Origin of the sequence: Stenotrophomonas sp. S49 (assembly GCF_016624905.1) — a bacterium.
Taxonomy (GTDB): Bacteria; Pseudomonadota; Gammaproteobacteria; order Xanthomonadales; family Xanthomonadaceae; genus Stenotrophomonas.
Window position 1 is genome coordinate 1 of record NZ_JACVUD010000103.1, and the last position, 14,524, is coordinate 14,524.

At 67.0% G+C, this 14,524-nt stretch carries 8 protein-coding genes; 5 read left to right on the top strand and 3 right to left on the bottom strand.

Annotation, left to right across the window (positions count from 1 at the left end; genetic code table 11):
* Positions 1–135: 135 nt before the first annotated feature.
* The 3 genes from IAE58_RS17375 to IAE58_RS17385 form a co-directional block, all read right to left on the bottom strand.
* Positions 136–3,258, bottom strand: coding sequence for an efflux RND transporter permease subunit (locus IAE58_RS17375; protein ID WP_199934630.1), 3,123 nt, complete (start codon positions 3,256–3,258; stop codon positions 136–138).
* A gap of 31 nt (positions 3,259–3,289) precedes the next feature.
* Positions 3,290–6,523 carry an efflux RND transporter permease subunit gene (locus IAE58_RS17380; RefSeq protein ID WP_108754373.1) on the bottom strand — a complete coding sequence of 1,078 codons (3,234 nt, stop codon included), beginning with the start codon at positions 6,521–6,523 and terminating at the stop codon, positions 3,290–3,292.
* 74 nt (positions 6,524–6,597) lie between these two features.
* Positions 6,598–7,839 (bottom strand): efflux RND transporter periplasmic adaptor subunit, encoded by a 1,242-nt coding sequence (locus tag IAE58_RS17385; RefSeq protein WP_199934631.1) that lies wholly within the window; start codon positions 7,837–7,839, stop codon positions 6,598–6,600.
* Between the two features lie 186 nt (positions 7,840–8,025).
* Here IAE58_RS17385 and IAE58_RS17390 point away from each other — a divergent pair, with 186 nt between their 5' ends.
* The 5 genes from IAE58_RS17390 (at position 8,026) to IAE58_RS17410 (ending at position 14,407) form a co-directional block, all read left to right on the top strand.
* Positions 8,026–9,345, top strand: a complete 1,320-nt coding sequence (locus IAE58_RS17390) for a M20 family metallopeptidase (RefSeq protein WP_199934632.1) — start codon at positions 8,026–8,028, stop codon at positions 9,343–9,345.
* A 558-nt stretch (positions 9,346–9,903) separates the two neighbouring features.
* Entirely contained in the window at positions 9,904–10,722 is an 819-nt protein-coding gene (gene queF / locus IAE58_RS17395) for an NADPH-dependent 7-cyano-7-deazaguanine reductase QueF (RefSeq protein ID WP_199934767.1), read from the top strand.
* A 215-nt stretch (positions 10,723–10,937) separates the two neighbouring features.
* Positions 10,938–11,231: a LysM peptidoglycan-binding domain-containing protein gene (locus IAE58_RS17400; RefSeq protein ID WP_108751066.1), complete on the top strand. Its 294-nt coding sequence runs from the start codon at positions 10,938–10,940 to the stop codon at positions 11,229–11,231.
* Between the two features lie 57 nt (positions 11,232–11,288).
* A complete protein-coding gene (locus tag IAE58_RS17405) occupies positions 11,289–11,798 on the top strand; it encodes a hypothetical protein (RefSeq protein ID WP_108751065.1) in 510 nt (169 codons plus the stop codon).
* Positions 11,799–12,184: 386 nt separating this feature from the next.
* Positions 12,185–14,407, top strand: a complete 2,223-nt coding sequence (locus IAE58_RS17410; protein WP_199934768.1) for an NADP-dependent isocitrate dehydrogenase — start codon at positions 12,185–12,187, stop codon at positions 14,405–14,407.
* Positions 14,408–14,524 lie beyond the last annotated feature (117 nt).

Below are 14,524 nucleotides of genomic sequence, written 5' to 3' on the forward strand. Positions count from 1 at the left end.
GCTCGACTGTTCCAACAGCAGTCGAGCAAGCTCGACTCTACAGAAGCGGGGGCCCCCCCCCCCCCCCCCCGGGGGGGGCCCCCCCCCCCCCCCCCCCCCCCACCCGGTAGCGCCGGGCCATGCCCGGCGGATCCTTCACGCGCGGGCCGCGCGCTTGAGCAGCTTCGCTTCGCGCTTGCGCGCGCGGCGTGCCCGCCAGCGATCGGCCAGGCACGAGAAGATCACGTACAGCGCCGGCGTGCTCAGCAGGGTCAGGCTCTGCGAGAACAGCAGGCCGCCGATCATCGCGATGCCCAGCGGGCGCCGCAGCTCGGAGCCTTCGCCCAGGCCGATCGCCAGCGGCACCGCCGCCAGGATCGCCACCATCGTGGTCATCATGATGGGGCGGAAGCGCACGATGCTGGCCTCGCGTGCGGCCTCGCGCGGGGCCAGGCCGTGCTCGCGCTGCGCCACCAGGGCGAAGTCGATCATCATGATCGCGTTCTTCTTCACGATGCCGATCAGCAGCACCAGCGCGATCATCGAGATCACCGACAGTTCGGTGTTGGTGCCGAACAGCGCCAGCAGCGCGCCCACGCCCGCCGCCGGCAGGGTGGACAGGATCGTGACCGGGTGGATCAGGCTCTCGTACAGCATGCCCAGCACCAGGTACACGGTCAGGATGGCCGCGAACACCAGGATCAGCATGTCGCTGGGGTCGGAGTTGAAACCGAAGCCGGCGTCGTCGGCCAGGCGGATGTCGCCGGGCATGCGCATGCCGGCCACGGTGGCATCGATGATCGCCTTCGCCTCGCCCATGCTCACCCCGGGAGCCAGGTTGTAGCTCAGGTCCATCGTGGTGTACTGGTTTTCATGAGTGATCTGCGAAGGCGCCAGGCCGGGCACCTGGCTGGCCACCGCGGTGATCGGCACCATCTGCCCATTGCTGGCCTTCACGTACACCTCGTCCAGCGCCGCCGGGGTGGCGGTCTGCGAGGGCAGGGCGTTCACCACCACGCTGTACTGGTTGATGTCCGAATAGATGGTGGAAATCTGCCGCTGGCCGAATGCACCGTACAGCGCACCGTCGATGGCACCGACCGAGACACCCAGGCGCGCGGCCTTGGCGCGATCGATTTCGATGTTCTGGCGCAGGCCTGCGTTGTCCACGTCGGTGCCCACGTCACGCAGCTTGGGGTTCTTCTTCAGCTCGGCCTGCAGCTTGGGCAGCCATTCCTGCAGTGCGGCCAGGTCATTGCCCTGCAGGGAAATGCGGTACTGCGCACCCTGGCTGTTGCCGCCGCCATCATTGCTGGGCAGATCCTGGATCGCGCGCAGGCGCAGCTGCAGGTCGGGGTAGCGGTCGGCCTTGGCACTCAGGCGGGCCAGCGCGTGGGCGGTGGTCTCGCGGCGCCCTTCCTTGCGCGATTTCAGTTCCACGTTGAACTGCGCGCTGGAGCCCTGGCGGCCACTGCCTAGGCGCACGCCCACGGTTTTCACCGCCGGGTCGGCCATCAGCATGTCGGTGATGCGGCGCTGGCGGCTGACCATGTCTTCGAAGGACACGGTGGCGCTGGAATTGGCGCGGCCCCAGATCAGGCCGGTGTCCTGCGGCGGGAACGCGCCCTTTTTCACCGCACCGAACAGGAAGATGGTGACGCCGATCAGGATGAGCGGGGTGAGCGAGAGCAGCAGCGCATGGCGCAGCGAAAAGTCCAGGAACACGGTGTAGATGCGCAGCATGCGCTCGTGCCCGGCATCGAGCCACCGGCCGAAGCGCGACGGCGCGGCGTTGTGGTCATGCGCGCTCAGGAAGCGGCTGCACAGTGCCGGGGTGAGCGTCAGCGAGACGATCATCGACACCACGATGGCCGCCACCAGGGTCACGGTGAACTCGCGGAAGAACGCACCCATCATGCCGCTGGCAAACAGCAGCGGAATGAACACCGCCACCAGCGAGGCAGTGATCGAGACGATGGTGAAGCCGATCTCGCGCGCACCGGTGAAGGCCGCCTGCAGGCGCGGCATGCCTTCGTCCAGGTGGCGCATGATGTTCTCGATCACCACGATCGCATCGTCCACCACGAAGCCGATCGCGATCACCAGCGCCAGCAGACTCAGGTTGTTCAGGGTGAAGCCCAGCGCGTACATCACCAGCGCGGCACCGGCTAGCGACAGCGGCACGGTGACCGCGGCGATCAAGGTAGGGGCCAGGCGGCGCAGGAACAGCGCCATGGTCAGCACCACCATGGCCAGGCTGATCAGCAACGTGATCTGTACTTCATGCAGCGACGAGCGGATGGTCGGCGTACGGTCGAAGTACGGGGTCATGGTGGTGCCGGGCTGCAGGTAATCGCGCAGCGCGGGAATCTGCGCCTTCACCCGGTCCACGGTTTCCACGATGTTGGCACCGGCGCGGGTGAACACGTACATCACCACGGCGGGTTTGTGGTCGAACCACGCGGCCTGGTAGGCATCCTGCTGGCCGTCGTAGACGTTGGCGATGTCCTTCAGGCGGATCACCCGGCCATCGCCCTGGGTCTTCACCACCAGGTTGGCGAAGTCGGCCGCGCGCGCGACCGAATCGTTGGCGATGATCGCGGTGGTGGTGTTGCCGTCGCTGAGGAAGCCGGTGGGCGAGGTGACGTTGGCCGCGCGCACCGCGTTGCGCAGGTCGTCGGCGGTCAGGCCCAACGCGTTCATCAGGCGCAGGTTCACGTCCACGCGCACGGCCGGCGTGGAGGCACCGGCGATATCCACCGAGGCCACGCCGCCGATCTGGCGGATGCGCTGGGCCAGCAGCGAATCGGCCACGTTGTACAGCTCGTCGGCTGACTGCGTCTGCGAGGTCAGCGCGATGGCAATCACAGGATCGTCGTTCGGGTTCGCCTTCTGATACATCGGCGAGCCCATGCCCGAGGGCAGGTCGGCCTGCGCCGAGTTGATCGCGGTCTGCACGTCCAGCGCCGCCGAATCGATATCGCGGTCAGTCTGGAAGATCATGAAAACCAGCGAGCTGCCTTCCGAACTGGAAGAGCGCATGCGGTCGATGCCGGGCAGCTGGCCCAGGTGGCGTTCCAGCGGCGCGGTGACTGTGGACGCCATGGTGGCCGCATCGGCACCGGACTGGCTGGCGTGCACGAAGATGACCGGAATCTGGATGTTCGGCAGCGCCGACACGCCCAGCTTCAGGTAGCAGATCATGCCGACGATGAACAGGCCGATGGCCAGCAGCGCGGTGCCGATCGGGCGGCGGATGAAGGGGCCGGATAGGTTCATCGCGTGGCCCCCCGCAGGTGCGGGGCCGGGATCATGCCTGCGGCTCCTGCAGCGAACCGTCGCGCAACGCGCGCTGCTCGCGGCGGCGTGCCAGCCATTCCGAGAACCGTTCCATGTACAGGTAGATCACCGGCGTGGTGTACAGCGTGACCAGCTGCGACAGCAGCAGGCCGCCGACGATGGCGATGCCCAGCGGACGGCGCAGTTCCGAGCCGATGCCGGTGCCCAGCGCCAGCGGCAATGCGCCCAGCATGGCCGCGGCGGTGGTCATCATGATCGGGCGGAAGCGCAGCAGGCAGGCGCGGCGGATCGCTTCGTGGGCGTTGGCGCCGGCACGGCGGGCTTCGATGGCGAAGTCCACCATCATGATGCCGTTCTTCTTCACGATGCCGATCAGCAGCACGATGCCGACGATGCCATCCACCGACAGGCTCAGGCCGCACACCATCAGCGCCAGCAGCGCGCCCACGCCGGCCGGCGGCAGGGTGGAAATGATGGTGATGGGGTGGATGTAGCTTTCGTACAGCACGCCCAGCACGATGTAGATCACCACCAGCGACGCCAGCAGCAGCCACACCACGTCGGTCTGGCTGCCGGTGAACTCGGCGGCCTTGCCGATGAACTCGGCATGCAGGTGGGCCGGCATGTCCAGGCTGGCCTTGGTCTCTTCGATGGCCTTGACCGCATCGGACAGCGAGTAGCCCGGCGCCACGTTGAACGAGACGGTCACCGCCGGCAGCTGCTGCTGGTGGCTGACCACCAGCGGCGCGCTGGTCACCTTGCCTTCGGCCAGCGCCGACAGCGGGATGATGTTGCCCGCGCCCACGGTAATGCCCGTGTTCTGCGCGCCGATGCCGGTGGCGGTGGACGAGTTGGACGAGGTGACCTGGCCGAAACTGGTGGCGTTGGTGCCGGTCAGCGCGCCGGCACCGTTGGATGCCACGGCCAACTGTTCCATCAGCGCGGTGCTGGTACGGAATTCCGGGGCCACTTCCAGCACCACGCGGTACTGGTTGAGTTCGGTGAAGATGGTGGAGATCTGGCGCTGGCCGAAGGCATCGTAGAGCGTGTCATCGATGGTCTGCATCGGCACGCCCAGCACGCTGGCCTTGTCGCGGTCGATGTTCAGTTCCAGCGCACGGCCCTGGTTGGACAGGTTGTTGTCCACGTCCGCCAGTTCCGGGCGCTGGCGCAGCGCCTCGGTCAGGCGCGTGGCCTGGGTGGCCACGGTGGCCGAATCAACGTCGGACAGCGAGTACTGGTACTCGGTGGCGGCCACGCGCGTGTCCAGGGTCACGTCCTGCACCGGCTTCAGGTACAGCGCCACGCCGGGAATGCCGGCCACGGCTTTCTGCAGGCGCGGCAGGATTTCGTCCAGGCCATCGCGCTGGCCGCGCTCCTTCAGCACGATCGACAGCTGGCCCTGGTTGAGCGTGGGGTTCATGCTGCCAGCACCGATGAAGGCCGACACGCCGGTTACGTCCGGGTCCTGGCGCAGGGCTTCGGCCACCTGCTTGGTGCGCTGCTCCATCTGCGGGAAGGCGATGTTCTGGTCGGCCTGCACCACGCCGGTGATCAGGCCGGTGTCCTGTTCGGGCAGCAGGCCCTTGGGAATCAGTACGTACAGCAGCACGGTCAGCACCAGCGCGGCGGCGGCCACGACCAGGGTGGCGCGCTGGTGGTCCAGCACCCAGTCCAGGCTGCGTTCGTACAGGCCCACGGTGCGCGTCCACAGGTTCTGCTTGCCGGCGGCCGCTGCGCGCTCATGCGCGTCTTCGCCCTCGGGCAGCGCGTCGGGCTTGAGCAGGTAGGCGCACATCATCGGGGTGAGCGTCAGCGAAATCAGCATCGACAGCACCACGGCGATGCTGAGCACCCAGGCGAACTCGTGGAACAGGCGGCCGGTGACGCCGGGCATCAGCAGCAGCGGCAGGAACACGGCCACCAGCGAGACGGTGAGCGACAGCACGGTGAAGCCGATCTGGCGCGCGCCGATCTCGGCCGCTTCGCGGCCACTCTTGCCCTGTTCGATGTAGCGCACGATGTTCTCGATCATCACGATCGCATCGTCCACCACGAAGCCGGTGGCCACCACCAGCGCCATCAGCGAAAGGTTGTCCAGAGACATGCCGGTGAAGGCCATCACCGCGAACGTGCCGGCCAGCGACAGCGGTACCGCCACCGAGGGAATGATGGTGGCCCACAGCCGGCGCAGGAACACGAAGATGACCGCCACCACCAGGCCGATGGTGAGGATCAGGGTGAACTGCACCTCATGCACCGACGCACGGATGGTTTCGGTGCGGTCGTTGAAGACTTCCAGGTGCACGTCGGCCGGCAGCACGCCCTGCAGCTGCGGCAGGATGGCGCGGATGCGTTCGACGGTCTGCACGATGTTGGCGCCCGGCTGGCGGCGCACTTCCAGCAGCACCGCCGGCTTGCCATCGGCCCACGCGGCCAGCTGGTCGTTTTCCACGCCGTCCACCACCTGGGCCACGTCGGACAGCCGCACCGGGCGGCCGTTCTTGTAGCTGATGATGGTGTCGCGGTACTCGGCGGCACTGGCCAGCTGGTCGTTGGTGCCGATGCTGTAGGACTGGGTCTTGCCGTTCAACGAGCCCTTGGGCGCGTTGACGTTGGCCTGGGTGAGCGCGCTGCGCAGCTCTTCCATGGTCAGGCCCATGTTCGACAGCTGCGCCGGATTGACCTGGATGCGCACGGCCGGGCGCACGTTGCCGGCAATCGACACCAAGCCCACGCCCTGCACCTGCGACAGGCGCTGGGCCAGGATCGAATCGGCGTAGTTGTTGACCTCGCGCAGCGGCCGCGTGTCAGAGGTCAGCTTCAGGGTGACGATGGCCGCGTCGGCCGGGTTCACCCGGTTGTAGACCGGCTGGTAGGGCAGCGACGAGGGCAGGGTGGCCTGGCGGATCGCCGCCTGCACGTCCTGCGCGGCGATGTCGATATCGCGGTCCATCGAGAACTGCAGGATGATCGTGGACAACCCGGCCGACGAATCGGAGGTCATCAGTTCCAGCCCGGAAATCTGCCCGAACTGGCGTTCCAGCGGGGTGGTGACCAGCGAGGCCATGGTGGTGGCGTTGGCACCGGGGTACTGGGTGGTGACCACCAGGCTGGGCGCATCGATTTCCGGCAGCGCCGACACCGGCAGCTTGCGGTAACCCAGAATGCCCAGCAGCAACAGACCCGCCATCAACAGCGAGGTAGCGATGGGACGGCGGATGAAGATCGTCGAAAAGCCCACGGACGGATCCTTGCTGGTGCTTCAATGGCTGCGCCGGCATCAAGGCCGGCGCGGAAGGAAAGGGTGGCCTGCGCTCAGCGCGGGCCACCACCACGGCGGCCACCGCCGCCACTCTTCTGTTCGGCGGCCTTCAGTTCGGCCTCGGTGGGCGCAGCGGGGGTTTCGCCCGGCTTCAGCGCCGTCACCTTGCTGCCCGGCTTCAGGCGGAACTGGCCTTCACTGACCACCCGCTCGCCGCCCTTCAGGCCTTCGGTGATCTGCACGTGGCTGTCGCCCACTTCCACGCCACTGCGCACGGTCTGCATCTTCACCGTGTTGTCGCCCTGCACCAGATAGACGTACTCGCCATCGGGCCCGCGCAGTACGGCCTGGGTGGGAATGACCACGCCACCGGCAATGGTGCGCAGCTGCATGCGCACGTTGACGAACTGGCCCGGCCACAGGCCGTTGTCGGTGTTTTCGAAGATCGCGCGGGCCTTGAAGGTGCCGCTGTCGGCGCTGATCAGGTTGTCCACCACGTCCAGCGAACCGTCACCGGACAGCACGTGCGAATCGGCGCGGTCCAGCGCCGCCACCGGCACCTTGCCGGCCGCCTGCGCCTGGCGCACGTCGCCCAGCTGGCGTTCGGGCAGGTTGAACAGCACGTGGATGGGGTGGATCTGGGTGAGGGTGACCAGCGCGGTTCCGGCATTGACCACGTTGCCAGCGTCCACTGCACGGATGCCGGCAATGCCGGAGATCGGCGCGGTGATGCGGGTGTACTGCAGCTGCACCTGCGCGGCGCGCGCGCTGGCCTCGTTGGCGGCCACGGCGCTTTCGTACTGTGACACCTGGTTTCGTTGTGTATCCAGATCGGTCTTGGCGACGAACTGGCGATATTCCGGCGCGTTGGAGCGCTGGTAGTTGGAACGGGCGGTGGCCAGCAGCGCCTCGTTCTGGCGCTTGGCGGCCACGGCCTGGTCATAGCTGGCCTGCGCGCTGCGCGGGTCGATCTGCGCCAGCAGGTCGCCCTGCTTCACTTCCTGGCCTTCGCGGAAGTTGAGGCTCATCAGCTGGCCGCCCACCTGCGGGCTGACCGTGACGGTGTTCATGGCCGTGACCGTACCCAGCGCGCTGGCATACACCGGCACATCCTGGCGGGTGGCATCGACCACGGTGACCGGCACCGGGCCGGCATCGGGATCTTCGCCGCCCTGGCGCGCCGCGGCGCCCGGGCCTGCCGCCTTGTCCTTGCCGCCGCCCAGTACCCGCACGCCGACCACTGCCAGCACCAGCACTGCCACGACCAGCAGCACGATCTTCCAAACACGTGACATTCAAGGACTCCAAGAAGGCTGGACGGGGCAGCGCCCCGGTTGGCAATGCGCAAAGCATACCTGTGACCCATGCCATTTCCTGCATGACGGATGGGACGGGCGCTCAGACCCGGCGCGGCGAAAGAGGTTCCCGTCGCGGCAGCCTTGCCCTACATTCAGGTGCAGACCCCTTCCGTGGAGCCCGTGATGCGCCGTTCCCTGCTGCTGTCCGCCCTGCTGCTGGCTGTGCCGGCCCTTGCCCATGCCGACGTGGCCGAGCGCCCGGAGGTGACCGCTGCCGCGCAGCGCCTGCAGGCGCAGGTGGTGGAATGGCGCCGCGATTTCCACCAGCACCCGGAGCTGTCCAACCGCGAAGCACGCACGTCGGCCGAGGTGGCCAAGCGCCTGCGCGCGATGGGCCTGAAGCCGAAGACCGGGATTGCCCACCACGGCGTGGTGGCGATCATCGAAGGCGGCAAGCCGGGCCCGAAGATCGCCCTGCGCGCGGACATGGACGCGTTGCCGGTGACCGAACAGACCGGCCTGCCGTTTGCCTCCAAGGCCACGGCGCAGTACCGCGGGCAAACGGTGGGGGTGATGCACGCCTGTGGCCATGACGCGCACACCGCCACCCTGCTGGGCGTGGCCGAGGCCTTGGTGGCGATGAAGAAGGACCTGCCGGGCCAGGTGATGCTGATCTTCCAGCCGTCCGAAGAGGGTGCGCCGCCGCCGGAAGAGGGCGGTGCCGCGCTGATGCTGAAGGAAGGCCTGTTCGCCGACTTCAAGCCCGAAGCAGTGTTTGGTCTGCACGTGTTCTCCAGCGTGCAGGCCGGGCAGATCGCGGTGCGTGGTGGCCCGCTGATGGCGGCGTCCGATCGCTTCGGGATCAAGGTGATCGGCCGCCAGACGCATGGTTCGGCACCGTGGAACGGGGTGGACCCGATCGTGGCCACTGCCGATCTGGTGGGCACCGCGCAGACCATCGTCAGCCGCCGCACCAATCTGTCCAAGCAGCCGGCGGTGCTGACCTTCGGGGCGATCAACGGCGGTATCCGCTACAACATCATTCCCGACGAAGTGGAGATGGTGGGTACCATCCGCACCTTCGATGAGGGCATGCGCCAGCAGATCTTCGCTGATCTGCGCAACGTGGCCGAGCACACGGCTGCGGCGCACGGGGCCAAGGCGGTGACCGAGATCTACGAGGCCGAGGGCAACCCGGCCACGGTGAACGACCCGGCGCTGACCGCGAAGATGCTGCCGAGCCTGCAGGCCGTGGTGGGCAAGGACAACGTGTACGAGCCGCCGCTGCAGATGGGTGCGGAGGATTTCTCGCTGTACGCGAAGGAAGTGCCGGGCATGTTCTTCTTCGTCGGTTCCACCAGCGTGGGCATCGACCCGGCGACCGCGCCGGCGAACCATTCGCCGAAGTTCCTGCTGGATGAGAAGGCGCTGGATGTCGGGTTCCGGGCGTTGATGCAGGTCAGCCTGGATTATCTGAACGGTGCTGCTACCCCGGCGGGGTAAAGGTTTACCGGCAGGGCTTGCAGCCCTGCACCCGCTTCAAGCCACGGCAACGTCAACTTCAAAAGCTGGCTTTCCGTGGGATGGCGGGGTGGGTCCGGTGGCAGGGGACGCCGTAAACCCGTCCATGGGGGCTTAGCCGCGCCATCCATGGCGCGGATACCCCTGCCACCGGACCCACCCCGCCTTCGACAGTTTCCCGCGGCTGTCGGAACGGCACGGGGTCGGATCCCGTTGCTTGGCAATGGGCTCTGACCCCATTTTTGCTCTGGTAGGTGTCGACCTTGGTCGACACGGCAGACGTCATGAACGTCTGATGGATCGGCTTTTGAATTTGATTTTCCTGATCTTTCCCGTGGTGGCGGCCGCGCGCAGGAAACTGTCAGGGGCCCGGGGGGGGGGGGGCGGGGGGGGGTTTCGGGCCCCCCCCCCCCCCCCCCCCCCCCCCCCGGCCAAGCCGATAGACCGCCTTCGGCGACCAACCAACACTCCCACCACGGAGGGGCTCCGCCGTTGGCCGACCCGGCCGAAGGCCCACCCCCGCGCGATACAATGCGCACCATGAACACCCCCCAGGACTCCAGCCTCGGTCGCGAGGTCAGTTACCCGTCGCAGTACGATCCCGGCCTGCTGTTTCCCATCCCGCGCATCGGCGCCCGTTCGGAAATCGGCCTGGATGATGCCGCGCTGCCGTTCGTCGGCCATGACCGCTGGCACGCCTTCGAACTGAGCTGGCTCGACCCGCGTGGCAAGCCGCAGGTGGCCGTGGCCACCGTGCAGGTGCCGTGCACCTCGCCGCGGCTGATCGAATCGAAATCGTTCAAGCTGTACCTGAACTCCCTCAACAGCACCCGTATCGACAGTGCCGAAGCCCTGCGCGAGCGCCTGGTTGCCGATCTGTCGGCCTGTGCCGGTGCCCCGGTGCAGGTGGCGTTCGGCCTGCCGCAACTGCGCGAAGCGCCGCTGGGTGAGTCCATCGACGGGCTGGAGGTGGAGATCGACTGCTATGGCCCGCCGCAGGCCGATTATCTGGCCGCCGATGCGGCCAGCGTGGTGGAAGAGACCCTGGTGTCGGCCTTGCTGAAATCCAACTGTCCGGTGACCGGCCAGCCGGATTGGGCCACGGTCAGCCTGCGCTACCGCGGCCCGAAGATCGATCGGGCCGGCCTGCTGCGCTATCTGGTCAGCTACCGCGAGCACGCCGAGTTCCACGAGCAGTGCGTCGAACGCATCTTCAGCGAGGTGTCCGCACGCTGCCAGCCGCAGTGGCTGGAAGTGGAAGCGCGCTACACCCGCCGCGGTGGCCTGGACATCAATCCCTGGCGTGCCAGTCCCGGCATCGCAGCCCCCGCTGCGACCTACCGCGAACTGCGCCAATAAGCGCCGCCGGGCATGGCCCGGCGCTACCACCGCAGGGGATGGCCGGCGTGTACGGGTAGCGCCGGTCCACGTCCGGCGAGCGCAGCGGCCATCGGCCATCGGCCACCGCGATTGTTCAGCCGCCCCGGGGGGCGGCTTCACATCTGCACCATCCCCATTTAACAACCGCCATGGCACCGTGCATACCACGTAGTCATGCAGACGGGAGTGTGTGGATGAGTACCGAGAAGAAGGCCGATTTCTCCGGCGTAAGCGCCAGCGTCGACAGTACCGCCCAGCAGGTTCCCAAGGCGGACTTTTCCGGCGTGAGCGCATCGGTGGACAGTACCGCTGAAGTTGTCAGTGGCGGCACCTATACCGTGCAGAAGGGAGATTCGCTGTCGAAGATCGCCAAGCAGCATCTGGGCGATGCCAATGCCTGGAAGAAGATCTTCGAGGCCAACCGCGATGTGCTTGACGACCCGGACAAGATCTTCCCGGGCCAGACCCTGAAGCTGCCGCCGAAGTAAGCCGGACCCGCAACCGGCCCACGATCGCTATCCGAACATGCCTGGGAGAAACCACGAATGATCAAGACCACGCCGCTTCAGAACGCCCTGCTGGCCGCCCTGCTGGGCAGTGTCGCCCTGGTGGGCTGCAAGAAGAAGGAAGAATCCACCGATACCAATGCCGCCCCGGCAGCCACTGCCCCGGCCGAGCCGGCACCGGCGCCGATGACCGGCGCGCCGCCGCCGATGGCCGCCGCAAGCGCCGTGGCCGTGTCCTCGGTCACCGTGGGCAAGAGCGCGGCTGCCGACAAGTCCGTTGCCACGGCCGCCCTGTTCGCGCCGAAGGACGATGTGGTCGTTTCGGTGAAGACCGATGGCGCGGCCAGCAACGTCAACGTCGGCGCCAAGCTGACTTTCCAGGACGGCCAGGTGGCCGGTGAACAGAGCGCCACGCTGAACACCAGCGGCGCCGAGACCACCAACATCACGTTCAAGAATGCCAATGGCTGGCCGGCCGGCAAGTACCGCGCCGAAGTCATGGTTGATGGTAAGGCGGCCGGAACGCCGCAGGAGTTCGAGGTCAAGTAAGTCCTGCCGACTCTCTCCCGGTTGGACTCACGATGGACGCAGCCGCGAGGCTGCGTCTTTTTTATTAGGCGGTTGCACGCTGGGCCGCATTCACGCATGGCGTGGATCTACCCGAACGGCCGCCGTGCAGGGGGTAGATCCACGCCACGCGTGGATGCGCGGCGATGGTTGCAACCGATACCACGGCAATGGATCACTGCGTTGCCGCAGCGCAGTACCTTGGCGTATGGCATGGCTTTGCCCCGCGCGGCTGAAAACGCGACAATGCAGGGGTTTCCCCGCCGCGCGCCCACCCTGACGGCGACGAGGGAAAGTGACACGGTTGCACGTGGCCCGGCGCTGGCGCCGGCCTTCCCCTGAGAACTGCTACAGAGTCCAAGTCCCCCATGTCCAAGATCCTCTATACGCTGACCGACGAAGCACCGTTCCTGGCGACCCAGTCGCTGCTGCCGATCATCGACGCCTACACCGCCACCGCTGGCATCGTGGTGGAAACCCGTGACATCTCGCTGTCCGGCCGCATCCTCTCGCAGTTCCCGGAACTGCTGTCCGATGCGCAGAAGGTCAGCGACGACCTGGCCGAGCTGGGCCAGCTGGCGACCACCCCGGACGCCAACATCATCAAGCTGCCGAACATCTCCGCCTCGGTGCCGCAGCTGAAGGCGGCCATCAAGGAACTGCAGGACCAGGGCTATCCGCTGCCGGATTACCCGGAAACCCCGGCCGACGACCAGCAGCGCGACTACAAGGCGCGCTACGACAAGGTCAAGGGCAGCGCGGTGAACCCGGTGCTGCGCGAAGGCAACTCCGACCGCCGCGCGCCGCTGTCGGTGAAGAACTACGCCCGCAAGCACCCGCACCGGATGGGCGCCTGGGCGTCGGATTCGAAGTCGCACGTTTCGCACATGGCCGCCGGTGATTTCTACGGCAGCGAAAAGTCGGCCACGCTGGCCAACGCCGGTGCGCTGAAGATCACCTTCCACGGCAAGGACGGCAGCGCCGTCGTGCTGAAGGAAAAGACCGCGGTCAAGGCCGGCGAGATCGTCGATGCCGCGGTGATGAGCCGCAAGGCGCTGGCCAGCTTCATCGCCGCGCAGATTGAAGATGCCAAGGCGCAGGGCGTGCTGTTCTCGCTGCACCTGAAGGCCACCATGATGAAGGTCTCCGACCCGATCATGTTCGGCGTGGTGGTCAACGAGTTCTACAAGGACGTGCTGGCCAAGCACGCCGACGTGCTGAAGCAGGCCGGTTTCGATGCCAACAACGGCATTGGCGACCTGGCCGCGCGCCTGCCGTCGCTGCCGGAAGCCACCCGCGCCGCGATCGAAGCCGACCTGGCTGCCGAATACGCACAGCGCCCGGGCGTGGCCATGGTCAACTCGGACAAGGGCATCACCAACCTGCACGTGCCCAGCGACGTGATCGTCGACGCCTCGATGCCGGCGATGATCCGCGACTCGGGCAAGATGTGGAATGCCGAAGGCAAGCTGCAGGACACCAAGGCCATCATCCCCGATCGCTGCTACGCCGGCGTTTACCAGGCCGTCATCGACGACTGCAAGGCCCACGGTGCGTTCAACCCGGCCACCATGGGTTCGGTGCCGAACGTCGGCCTGATGGCGCAGAAGGCCGAAGAATACGGCTCGCACGACAAGACCTTCCAGATCGCCGCCGACGGCGTGGTCAAGGTCACCGACGATGCCGGCAACGTGGTCTTCGAACACGCCGTGGAAGCCGGTGACATCTGGCGCATGTGCCAGACCAAGGACGCGCCGATCCAGGACTGGGTGAAGCTGGCCGTCGAACGCGCCCGCCTGAGCAGCACCCCGGCCGTGTTCTGGCTCGATGCCGCCCGCGCCCACGACGCGCAGGTCATCGCCAAGGTCGAGCAGTACCTGAAGGACCACGACACCAACGGCCTGGACATCCGCATCCTGCCGCCGGTGGAAGCGACCGCGTTCTCGCTGGATCGCATCCGCAGGGGCGAGGACACCATTTCGGTGACCGGCAACGTGCTGCGCGATTACCTGACCGACCTGTTCCCGATCATGGAACTGGGCACCAGCGCCAAGATGCTGTCGATCGTGCCGCTGATGGCCGGTGGTGGTCTGTTCGAGACCGGCGCCGGTGGTTCGGCCCCCAAGCACGTGCAGCAGTTCGTGGAAGAGGATTACCTGCGCTGGGATTCGCTGGGTGAATTCCTGGCCCTGGCCGCGTCGCTGGAACACCTGGGCAACCGCTACGACAACGCCGCCGCCCGTGTGCTGGCCAAGGCGCTGGACGAAGCCAACGGCCAGTTCCTGGACAACGACAAGTCGCCGTCGCGCAAGCTGGGTGGCATCGACAACCGTGGCAGCCACTTCTACATCGCCCTGTACTGGGCGCAGGCGCTGGCTGCGCAGAACGACGATGCCGCACTGAAGGCGCGCTTCGCACCGCTGGCCAAGGCGCTGAGCGACAACGAACAGAAGATCGTTGACGAGCTGATCGCGGTGCAGGGCAAGGCCGTGGATATCGGTGGCTACTACCGTCCGGACGTGGCCAAGGCCAGCCAGGCCATGCGCCCCAGCGCGACCCTGAACGCCGCCCTGGAACAGCTGCGCGGGTGATCCACCGCCGCCTGGTTGTGAAGAAGAAACCCGCGCTTCGGCGCGGGTTTCTTTTTGCTGGGGCCAGGGGGGGGGCCGGGGGGGGGGGGGGGGGGGGGGGGGGGGGGGGGGGGGGGG

Bases quoted from the DNA above. Each gene is read 5' to 3' on its own strand.
- IAE58_RS17405 (WP_108751065.1), top strand. From the start codon at position 11,289: ATGATCAAGACCACGCCGCTTCAGAACGCCCTGCTGGCCGCCCTGCTG.
- IAE58_RS17375 (WP_199934630.1), bottom strand. From the start codon at position 3,258: ATGAACCTATCCGGCCCCTTCATCCGCCGCCCGATCGGCACCGCGCTG.
- IAE58_RS17410 (WP_199934768.1), top strand. From the start codon at position 12,185: ATGTCCAAGATCCTCTATACGCTGACCGACGAAGCACCGTTCCTGGCG.
- IAE58_RS17390 (WP_199934632.1), top strand. From the start codon at position 8,026: ATGCGCCGTTCCCTGCTGCTGTCCGCCCTGCTGCTGGCTGTGCCGGCC.
- IAE58_RS17400 (WP_108751066.1), top strand. From the start codon at position 10,938: ATGAGTACCGAGAAGAAGGCCGATTTCTCCGGCGTAAGCGCCAGCGTC.
- IAE58_RS17385 (WP_199934631.1), bottom strand. From the start codon at position 7,839: ATGTCACGTGTTTGGAAGATCGTGCTGCTGGTCGTGGCAGTGCTGGTG.
- queF (WP_199934767.1), top strand. From the start codon at position 9,904: ATGAACACCCCCCAGGACTCCAGCCTCGGTCGCGAGGTCAGTTACCCG.